Origin of the sequence: Amycolatopsis rifamycinica (genome assembly GCF_000695625.1) — a bacterium.
GTDB lineage: Bacteria > Actinomycetota > Actinomycetes > Mycobacteriales > Pseudonocardiaceae > Amycolatopsis > Amycolatopsis rifamycinica.
Map to the genome: position 1 here is coordinate 118,938 of NZ_JMQI01000058.1, position 9,397 is coordinate 128,334.

A 9,397-nucleotide genomic window follows, 5' to 3' on the forward strand; every position below is an offset into this window, starting at 1 on the left:
GTGGATGAGTTACGCTCCGATCATGAAGATGGGGGTTTTCCGCCGGTTCGGCGTGTTCGTGACCGTCTTTCTGTCCGCGCTCGCCTCGACGCTGCTGCTCGGCGCGTCCGCCGCGCACGCCGCGACGCCGCTGGGCAAGCAGAACTGGGTGGTCAGCGTGGCCGGGTTCACCGACGCCGCCGGCAGCAATTACCTACGGCTCGGCTACCTCGTGTTCGACCCGTCGAGCAACGCCGTCCAGCACAACTTCTGGACGTGGAGCCAGCGCGACTACCCCCTTCCGGTGAACAGCGGGGACGTCTACTACTGCGGCGAGTTCCAGCCGGGCACCAACCCGCGCAACAACTGCGCGATCAAGACCGCGCCGGGCTTCACCGGCGACCCGAACGGCCACTTCACCGGCACCTACGCCTACGACCCGGCGTCCGGCCAGGTGGCGATCACCTGGACGAGCAGCACGATCAACGGCGCCACGACGGCGGTGAACCTCGGCGAGACCTGGGCGGTCTCCGAGCTGCACCCGGGCCTGGGCCGGATGCAGCTGGTGACCGACACGTACTCGATCACGGGCGGCTACGCCTACGGCAGCAACGCTTCGCTGGCCCAGACGAGCAAGGCGTCGATGAGCACGATCCGCGCCACGCAGCGCTCGTACAAGTACGAGGCGCACAGCTGGAACAAACTGAAGGTCACCACCGTGGCCCGCGGGTCGGGCGGCAGCTTCACGGTGGGCCCCACCTGGAACGCCTGCACGGACGGTTCGTGCCTCGGGTACGTGCAGAGGAACGCGGGGTGCGACGCGGCGTCCTGCTGCCCCAACCCGGGCACGGCCGAGTACGACGCGTGCGTGCGGAAGCTCGCCGACAGCGGCGACCGCCGGTTCTACTACCTGACGGGCGACTTCGGCGGGCGGCGCAACGCCTACGAGTTCTGGTGCGAGTGCCTGTCGTACGACGGCTGCTACCTGGGGAACAGCCACGTGCGGCCGTTGCTGCAGGTGATCGACGACTCGGGCGCGTTCCAGGGCTGGGTGGGCGCGGAGGTCAGCCCCGACCGCAGCGGCACCCGCACGATGGACGGCGAGTACTACGCCGCCTTCGCGATGGTGGCCTAAGCGAACGCCTGCTCGGTGAAGCCGAGTCCCCCGCGTTCGGCCATGGTGAGGACCTGCCGGTCGACGTGCTGTGGCCGGGCGCGGATGTACTGCCGGAAGCCTCGCGCCCGGAACCTCAGGTCGAACTCGTGCCCCTCCAGGTGCCAGCCGGGGTACGGCTTGTCGTCGGGCGGGTCGAGGCGGTGGAGGTCCGCGATCTCCAGGCTGCCGTACAGCGGGCCGACGGTGCCGGTGATGTCCCAGGCTTCGTCGAACACCAGGGTCGCCGGGGCGATCCAGAACGTGAAGTGCTTCTCTCGCCGAGCGGGCTCGACCCAGCGGACGATGTAGTCGAGGTCCAACAAGAGCCGGCCCGGCGACGGGTCGTCGTCCTCGAGGACGCTCAGGGCGTGGACGCGGCAGTCGTGCCAGCCCATCCGCGGGAAGTCGGCGTCGGTCCAGACGGCCTTCGACAGGCCGGACGGGTCGGTCACGACAGGCGCTCCCCCACGAACTTCAGGATCTCCGGCAGTACGCCCCGCCAGTATTGGTCATCGTGCCCGCCCGGGGTGAACCGGGAAACCTCGGGCGCGACCGCCTGCACCAGCCGCCGGTCCGCGCCGCGGAACGGGTCCGACTCACCGCACCACACGCCCAGGCCGCGCGGGCGCAGGTCGGCCGTGTGCAGCAGGGGTTCCTCGGCCCGCCAGTTCGCCTCGTCCGCGAACAACTTGCGGCTGCGGGCGTCGGGCCAGCTGACGAACAGCGCCGCGCTCGCCGTGGCCACCGCCTTCACGTCCGGGTGAGCGCGGGCGAACCGCAAAGCGCCGAAGCCGCCCATCGAAATGCCGAACACCGCCGACGGCGGACGCAGGTCGCGGGCGGCCAGCCAGCCGGGGACTTCGTCGGTGAGCAGGCGCTGCGGGTCGTCAGCACCGCCGACGTTCACCCAGTAGTGGTCGCCGTCGACCGCCGCGATGGCGAACGGCGGCGTTCCGGCGCGGACGGCCGCCGTCAGCAGCTCCGGGACGCCGAGCGAAAGGAAGGTCCGCGCCCGGGCGCCACGGCCGTGCAGGGCCAGGCACACCGGCAGACCCGAGGCCGGGACGCCTTCGGGCGTGATCAGCACCAGGTCGACGTCGGTGCCGCGGGCCGCCGAGGGCATGCGCTGGACCGTCACCGGCTCGGACAGTCCCGACGGGTGGGCCGGCTGCGGCACCGGGGGCGGTCCGGGCGGGGGCTGGGCGGACGAGCAGCCCGCCAGCAGCGCCAGTGCGCTGCCGGCGAGCAGGCCGCGGCGGGAGAGCACGGGTCAGCCCCGGCTCTCCTCCTCCGCCAACTCGTCGGCGTCCTCGGTGTCTTCGCGAGGGGCCTTGTACGGGTCGGCGTCGCCCGCGTGCTGGGCCTCGGCCGCGCGGCGCGCGACCTCCGCGTCGGCCTCACGGGCCTTGGCGAGCAGGTCTTCGATCCGCTTCGACTCCTCGGGAATCGTGTCGGCGACGAAGGTCAGCGTCGGGGTGTAGCGGACCCCGGTGCCTTGCCCGACCTTCGTGCGCAGCACACCGCGCGCCGATTCGAGCGCGGCGGCCGCACCGGCGAAGTCCGGGACGGAGTCCAGCTTCTCGCCGAGCACCGTGTAGTACACCGTGGCGTCGTGCAGGTCACCGGTGACCTTCGTGTCCGTGATGGTCACGTAGTCCAGCCGGGGGTCCTTGACCTCGTGTTCGATCGCCGACGCGACGATCTGCGAGATCCGCTTGGCGAGCTTGCGAGCCCGAGCAGGATCGGCCATGTCGTTCTCCTAGGAAGATCTAGTCATCTGGGCCGAGCAACCGGCGACGGGCGGAGAGCAGTTCGAACTCCGGCCGGCCGGCCACGTACCGCTCACACGAGTCGAGCACGTCACGGACGTGCTCGCCACCTTCGGCGACGACGGCCACCCCGATGAGGGCCCGGCGGTGCAGGTCGGTGTGCCCGGCTTCGGCCACCGACACGCCGAAGCGCTTACGCACCTCGGCCAGCACCGGACGGACCACGGATCGCTTCTGCTTCAGCGAATGGACGTCGCCGAGCAGGATGTCGAGCTCGAGAGCTCCGACGAACATAGGCAGTTTGGGTGGTGTAGTAGGGAGACACCGGGTGTGCGCGGGAAACGCACACCCGGTGTCGATCGTTCCTTACGCGCGGGGCTTCTCGCGCTGCTCGTACGTCTCGATCAGGTCGCCGACCTTGAGGTCGCCGTACGAACCGAGCGTCAGACCGCACTCGTAGCCCTCGCGGACCTCGACCACGTCGTCCTTGAACCGCCGCAGCGAGCTGACCGGCAGGTTCTCCGCCACGACGGTGCCGTCGCGGAGCAGACGGGCCCGGGCGTTGCGCCGGATCTCGCCGGACATGACCAGGCAACCCGCGATCGTGCCGATCTTGGAGGACTTGAAGACCTCGCGGACCTCCGCGCGGCCCAGCTCGACCTCTTCGTACTCCGGCTTGAGCATGCCCTTGAGGGCCTGCTCGATCTCGTCGATCGCCTGGTAGATGACCGTGTAGTACCGGACGTCGACGCCCTCGCGGGTGGCCCGCTCGGTCGCCTTGCCCTGGGCGCGGACGTTGAACCCGAGGACGATCGCGTCGGACGCGGTCGCCAGGTCGATGTCCGACTCGGTCACGCCACCGACACCGCGGTGGACCACGTTCAGCTCGACCTCGTCGCCGACGTCCAGCTGGAGCAGCGAGGCTTCGAGGGCCTCGACCGTACCCGAGTTGTCACCCTTGATGATCAGGTTGAGGCTGTTCGTCTCCTTCAAGGCGGAGTCGAGGTCCTCGAGGCTGACCCGCTTGCGGCGCGACGCGTTGAGCGCGTTCCGCGTGCGAGCCGACCGGCGCTCGGCGATCTGCCGGGCGACGCGGTCCTCGTCGACCACCAGGAAGGTGTCGCCCGCGCCGGGCACCGACGTGAAGCCGATGACCTGGACCGGACGCGAGGGCAGCGCCTCGGTGACGTCCACGTTGTGCTCGTCGACCATCCGGCGGACGCGGCCGTAGGCGTCACCCGCCACGACCGAGTCACCGACGCGCAGCGTGCCGCGCTGGACGAGGACGGTGGCCACCGGGCCGCGGCCGCGGTCGAGGTGCGCCTCGATCGCGACACCCTGGGCCTCCATGTCCGGGTTGGCCCGGAGGTCCAGAGCGGCGTCCGCGGTCAGCAGGATCGCCTCGAGCAGGCCGTCGATGTTGATGTTCTGCCGCGCGGAGATCTCGACGAACATCGTGTCGCCGCCGTACTCCTCGGCGACCAGGCCGTACTCGGTCAGCTGCTGCCGGATCTTGTCCGGGTTCGCGCCTTCCTTGTCGATCTTGTTGATCGCGACCACGATCGGGGCCTTGGCGGCCTGCGCGTGGTTGATCGCCTCGACCGTCTGCGGCATCACACCGTCGTCGGCCGCCACCACGATCACCGCGATGTCGGTCGAGTTCGCACCACGGGCACGCATGGCGGTGAACGCCTCGTGACCCGGGGTGTCGATGAAGGTGATCAGCCGCGGGTTGCCGTCGAGCTCGGTCTCGATCTGGTACGCACCGATGTGCTGCGTGATGCCGCCGGCCTCGCTCTCGCGGACCTTCGTCTTCCGGATCGTGTCGAGCAGGCGGGTCTTACCGTGGTCGACGTGACCCATGATGGTCACGACGGGCGGCCGGACCTGCAGGTCCTCTTCCTCGCCGGAGTCTTCGCCATACGTGATGTCGAAGGTCTCCAGGAGCTCGCGGTCCTCCTCCTCGGGGCTGACGACCTGAACGTTGTAGTTCATTTCGCCGCCGAGCAGCTCGAGGATGTCGTCCGACACGGACTGCGTCGCGGTGACCATCTCGCCGAGGTGGAAGAGCACCTGCACCAGCGAAGCCGGGTTGGCGTCGATCTTCTCGGCGAAGTCGGTCAGCGAGGCACCGCGCGGCAGCCGGATCGTCTCGCCCTGGCCCTTGGGCAGGCGGACGCCGCCGACGCTGGGCGCCTGCATGTTGTCCATGTACTCCTGGCGCTTCTGCCGCTTCGACTTGCGGCCCTTGCGCGAGGGACCACCCGGACGCCCGAAGGCACCCGCGGTACCGCCACGGCCACCGGGGCCGCCACGACCGCCGCCGCCACCGCGGAAGCCGCCGCCACCGGCCGGGGCGCCGCCCCCACCGGGACCGCCGCCACCCGGGCGGAAGCCGCCGCCGCCACCGCCGCCGCCACCCGGGCGGAAGCCACCGCCGCCGCCACCGCCACCGGGGCCGCCGCGGAAACCGCCGCCGCCGCCACCGGGACGACCGCCGCCACCGGGGCCGCCACGGGCGCCGCCACCGGGACCACCGCGGGCGCCGCCACCGGGACCGGCGGGACGCTGCGTGCGGCCCGGCATCATGCCGGGGTTCGGCCGCGGGGGCATGTTGCCCGGGCTCGGCCGGTTGCCACCGGCGCCACCACCCGGCCGCGGGGCCGGACGGTCACCGCCGGCGCCACCGCCGGGACGCGGGGGCCGGTTGTCGCCGCCCTGGCCGCCGCCGGGGCGCGGAGCCTGCGGACGCGGGGCCGGAGCGCCGGAACCGACGCCGAACGGGTTGTTGCCGACGCGCGGGGTGCGCGGGCCGGGCTTGGGACCGCCGGGCTTGGGGCCCTGCGGCTTGGGCGGGACGACCGAACCGGTGCCGCCCGCGGGGGGCGTGGCCGGGGTGTCCTGCTTCGGAGCGGCGGGCGCGTCCGCTTTCGCGGCCGGGACCTGCTCCTGGGGTGCGGGCGCAGCAGGCTGCTGACGCGGGCCGGGCCGGGGACCGGGGCGCTGCCCCGGGGTGGCCGGCTTCGCCGCCGCGGGCGCCTGCTGCTGCTGGGGTGCCACCGGAGCCGGAGCGGCCGGGGCGGGCGCCGCCTGGGCCGCCGGAGCCTGCTGGGCAGGCGCGGGGGGCTTCGGGGCGGCGGGTCCGGGCTTGGCGGCCGGCGGACCGGGGCGCGCCGACGGACCGGGGGTGGGCTTCTTGGCGCCCTTGGGCGCATACGCGTCGCGGAGACGGCGGGCGACGGGCGCCTCGACCGTGGACGACGCGGACTTGACGAACTCGCCCTGTTCCTTCAACTTCGCGAGCACGTCCTTGCTGGTGATGCCGAGCTCTTTCGCGAGCTCGTGTACGCGGGCCTTGCCTGGCACAACTCTCCTCATCTAGGGGAGGCCAGGCGGAAAACCCGCTGACCTCGTCCTTATTGTCTGACGCTCATGGCTTCAGCTTCACGGCTGACTCATGACGGGTCGACCTGCTTCCTTGATTCCCGGCGACCCCGGGAACGTCCCGGGCTCGTGGTGCGTGGTGGTGCGCCCGACGTGCTCGCGGACCTCGCGGGCGTCGAGCGCCCCGGGAGCCCGCAAGGCTCTCGGGAAGGCTCGCCGCCGTTCGGCCTTGGCCAGGCAGTCCGGGTCGGGGTGCAGCCAAGCCCCCCGGCCCGGCAGCCGCCGACGCTCGTCGACGACCACCCGCCCGGCCACCGCGACCACGCGCAGCAGCTCACCGATCAAGGCCCGCCGCTTGCAGCCGACACAAGTCCGCACCGGGGAAATCCGGTGGGGCTGGTGCTCGGCTACCCGCCGCGGGCTTCGAACCACTCCTGAGTCTAGCGCTTCGACCTTCACTCAGCCGAACCGGTTGTCGCGGCAGGCCGCGGCGGACGGGCGTGGTCTTGATCACCCTCGTCGTCCGCCGGTGCGGCGTCGCTGCGGATGTCGATCCGCCAGCCGGTCAGGCGGGCGGCGAGACGGGCGTTCTGGCCCTCCTTGCCGATCGCCAGCGACAGCTGGAAGTCCGGCACCACGACACGGGCGGTCTTCGCCCGCTCGTCCACGACTCGTACGGAAACAACCTTCGCGGGCGACAGCGCATTCCCGACGAAGCGAGCCGGATCTTCGGAGTAGTCGATGATGTCGATCTTCTCACCGGCCAGCTCGCTCATCACGTTGCGCACGCGCGCGCCGACCGGGCCGATGCAGGCGCCCTTGGCGTTGACGCCCGGCACGGTGGACTTGACCGCGATCTTCGTGCGGTGCCCCGGCTCGCGCGCGACGGCGGCGATCTCGACCGTCCCGTCGGCGATCTCCGGCACCTCGAGCGCGAACAGCTTGCGCACCAGGTTCGGGTGCGAGCGCGAGAGCGTGATCTGCGGGCCGCGGTTGCTGCGCGACACCGTGACCACGTACGCCTTGATCCGGCTGCCGTGCTCGTAGGACTCCCCGGCCACCTGCTCGCCGGAGGGCAGCACGCCCTCGGTGTCACCCACCTGGACGACGACCATGCCGCGCGCGTTGGCGCGGGCGTCGCGCTGGATCACCCCGGCGACGATCTCGCCCTCCTTGGTGGAGAACTCGCCGAAGGTCTTCTCGTGCTCGGCGTCGCGCAGCCGCTGCAGGATGACCTGGCGCGCGGTGGTGGCGGCGATCCGGCCGAACCCCTCGGGGGTGTCGTCCCACTCCTCGTCGACCTGGCCGTCGTGGGTCAGCGTGTGCGCGAGCACGCGCACCAGGCCCGTCTTGCGGTCGATGTCGATGCGGGCGTGCGGCTGGTGGCCCTCGGTGTGCTTGTACGCGGTGAGCAAGGCCGTCTCGATGGCCTCGATCACCGTTTCGAAGGGGATGTCCTTGTCCCGTTCGATCGCCCGCAACGCGGCGATGTCGACGTTCACTTCGACCCCTTCTCCGTCTCGGCCTGACCGGCAGCGATCATGCCGGACGCGTCGTCTTCCAGCAGTTTCAGGTCCTCGGCCGGCGGCTGCTTGAACTCGATCTCCACGACCGCCTTCGCCACGTCGGCGTAGCGGACGTCGCGGAGCTTGCCGCCGGCCAGGACGCGGGCGGCGTCCTCGCCCGCGTGACCGACCCGGCACACGAACGGCGCGCCGTCGGCCGGGGTGACCTTCACCAGGCGGAACCGCGCGCGCCGCCAGTGCCGCGGCTGCGTGAGCGGGCGGTCGAGGCCCGGCGAGGTGACTTCCAGCGTGTAGGCGCTCGCGAGCACGTGCTCGTTCTCGTCGAGCGCCGCCGAGACCGTGCGGCTGATCTCGGCGATCTCGTCCAGCCCGACCCCGTCGTCGGAGTCGACGACGACCTTGACCAGCTGACGCCGGCCGGCCTGCTGCACCTCGAACGAATCGAGGTCGAAACCCGCGGCGGTGACGGCTTCGGCCACTATCGGCTGAAGCCGGCTGGCGAGTTCTCCTGGCACGTGGGGCTCTCCTCGGTTGCGCGGTCGGTGGTGGACCAGCTTATCCGGTCGCCCGCTGACCCCGCGCGAGCGGCGGGGCCGCCCGGGGGCCTGGCAGGATGGGGCGGCGTGACCGGAAGACCGACCGAGCTGACCCGCCGTGCCGCCCTCCGCGCGGGGGCGCTGGCCGCACTGGCCGTTCCCCTCGCCGCCTGCGGGCCCGGCTACGACGAAAGCCCCGACCCGCTGCAGCCGCTGCTGGCCGCCGCGCAGGCGGACGCCGACGCCGCACGGGCGCTGGCCAAGGGCGCCGACGCCGACGCCGCCGGCCAGCTCGCCGACGCGCGCGCGGCACACGCGGCCGCCCTGAAGTCCGAAGTGGACCGGCTGAACCGGCCCCAGCCGTCGCCGTCCCCCGCCCCGCCCGCCCCGGCGGCGCTGGGTGACCTGAAGGAGCGGCTGGCGGCCGCGCGCAAGCAGGCCGAAGACCTCGTCGGCGGCCTGCCGCGCTACCGCGCCGGGCTGGTCGCGGCGGTGGCGGCGGGCTGCGCGTCGCTGCAGCGCATCGCCCCGGCGCTGGGCCCGGGCGAGGACGCCCCGAAGGTGGGGACCGCCCCGGCCGCCGCGGTGCCCCCGGAGGCGGTGGACCCGCTGCAGGTGGCGCTGGCGGCCGAGCACGCCGCGGTGTGGGTGTACGGCCTGGTCGGCGCGTTCCTCCCGGGCGACTTCGGCGACGCGGAGAAGAGCGGCGCGGCGGAGCACGCCCTGCGTCGCGACTTCCTGCAGACGACGCTCTCGGCGGCCGGGGCGACCCCGGTGGCGCCCGAAGCGGCGTACGTGCCCAAGAAGCCGGTGACGGACGCGAAGTCGGCGTCGCAGGTGGTGGCGACGGCCGAAGCGGACTGCGCGTCGGCGTGGCTCGCGGTGATCGACCACACCGACGACGCCGGTCTGCGCACCACGGCGCTGCACGCACTGGTCGCGGCGTCCCGCCGCGGCACGCCGTGGCGCTCCGAGGCGGGCGAAAAGCCGGTGGCGATCGCCATGCCCGGCCAGTCGAGCTGACGCCGTCGTGAGTGGTGAGGCGGG

The 9,397-nt window shown here is 72.4% G+C and carries 10 protein-coding genes; 2 read left to right on the forward strand and 8 right to left on the reverse strand.

Annotation, left to right across the window (positions count from 1 at the left end; translation table 11 throughout):
* Window positions 1-22: 22 nt before the first annotated feature.
* Window positions 23-1,114, forward strand: coding sequence for a hypothetical protein (locus tag DV20_RS27545; RefSeq protein ID WP_043785274.1), 1,092 nt, complete (start codon window positions 23-25; stop codon window positions 1,112-1,114).
* On the opposite strand, the gene DV20_RS27550 is transcribed toward DV20_RS27545, so the two are convergent.
* The 8 genes from DV20_RS27550 to rimP all read right to left on the reverse strand — a co-directional run bounded on the left by DV20_RS27550 (window position 1,111) and on the right by rimP (window position 8,329).
* A complete protein-coding gene (locus DV20_RS27550) occupies window positions 1,111-1,587 on the reverse strand; it encodes a hypothetical protein (protein ID WP_043785276.1) in 477 nt (158 codons plus the stop codon). The genes DV20_RS27545 and DV20_RS27550 overlap by 4 nt on opposite strands.
* Entirely contained in the window at window positions 1,584-2,402 is an 819-nt protein-coding gene (locus tag DV20_RS27555) for an alpha/beta hydrolase (protein WP_043785278.1), read from the reverse strand. The genes DV20_RS27550 and DV20_RS27555 overlap by 4 nt, the downstream gene beginning before the upstream one ends.
* A 3-nt stretch (window positions 2,403-2,405) precedes the next feature.
* Window positions 2,406-2,885 carry a 30S ribosome-binding factor RbfA gene (gene rbfA, locus DV20_RS27560; protein ID WP_043785280.1) on the reverse strand — a complete coding sequence of 160 codons (480 nt, stop codon included), beginning with the start codon at window positions 2,883-2,885 and terminating at the stop codon, window positions 2,406-2,408.
* 19 nt (window positions 2,886-2,904) lie between these two features.
* Complete coding sequence (locus DV20_RS27565; protein ID WP_043785282.1) at window positions 2,905-3,198, reverse strand: DUF503 domain-containing protein; 294 nt, start codon at window positions 3,196-3,198, stop codon at window positions 2,905-2,907.
* Between the two features lie 72 nt (window positions 3,199-3,270).
* Window positions 3,271-6,270: a translation initiation factor IF-2 gene (gene infB, locus DV20_RS27570; RefSeq protein ID WP_043785284.1), complete on the reverse strand. Its 3,000-nt coding sequence runs from the start codon at window positions 6,268-6,270 to the stop codon at window positions 3,271-3,273.
* A gap of 78 nt (window positions 6,271-6,348) precedes the next feature.
* A complete protein-coding gene (locus DV20_RS27575; protein ID WP_084093700.1) occupies window positions 6,349-6,666 on the reverse strand; it encodes a YlxR family protein in 318 nt (105 codons plus the stop codon).
* 77 nt (window positions 6,667-6,743) lie between these two features.
* On the reverse strand, window positions 6,744-7,790 hold the full coding sequence (nusA, locus tag DV20_RS27580) for a transcription termination factor NusA (RefSeq protein ID WP_043785288.1): 1,047 nt from the start codon (window positions 7,788-7,790) through the stop codon (window positions 6,744-6,746).
* A complete protein-coding gene (rimP, locus tag DV20_RS27585) occupies window positions 7,787-8,329 on the reverse strand; it encodes a ribosome maturation factor RimP (RefSeq protein ID WP_043785291.1) in 543 nt (180 codons plus the stop codon). The genes nusA and rimP overlap by 4 nt, the downstream gene beginning before the upstream one ends.
* Before the next feature lie 108 nt (window positions 8,330-8,437).
* On the opposite strand from rimP, the gene DV20_RS27590 reads away from it, so the two are divergent.
* Complete coding sequence (locus tag DV20_RS27590) at window positions 8,438-9,373, forward strand: ferritin-like domain-containing protein (RefSeq protein ID WP_043785294.1); 936 nt, start codon at window positions 8,438-8,440, stop codon at window positions 9,371-9,373.
* The last annotated feature ends 24 nt before the right edge of the window (window positions 9,374-9,397 follow it).

Bases quoted from the DNA above. Each gene is read 5' to 3' on its own strand.
- DV20_RS27545 (WP_043785274.1), top strand. From the start codon at position 23: ATGAAGATGGGGGTTTTCCGCCGGTTCGGCGTGTTCGTGACCGTCTTT.
- rbfA (WP_043785280.1), bottom strand. From the start codon at position 2,885: ATGGCCGATCCTGCTCGGGCTCGCAAGCTCGCCAAGCGGATCTCGCAG.
- DV20_RS27565 (WP_043785282.1), bottom strand. From the start codon at position 3,198: ATGTTCGTCGGAGCTCTCGAGCTCGACATCCTGCTCGGCGACGTCCAT.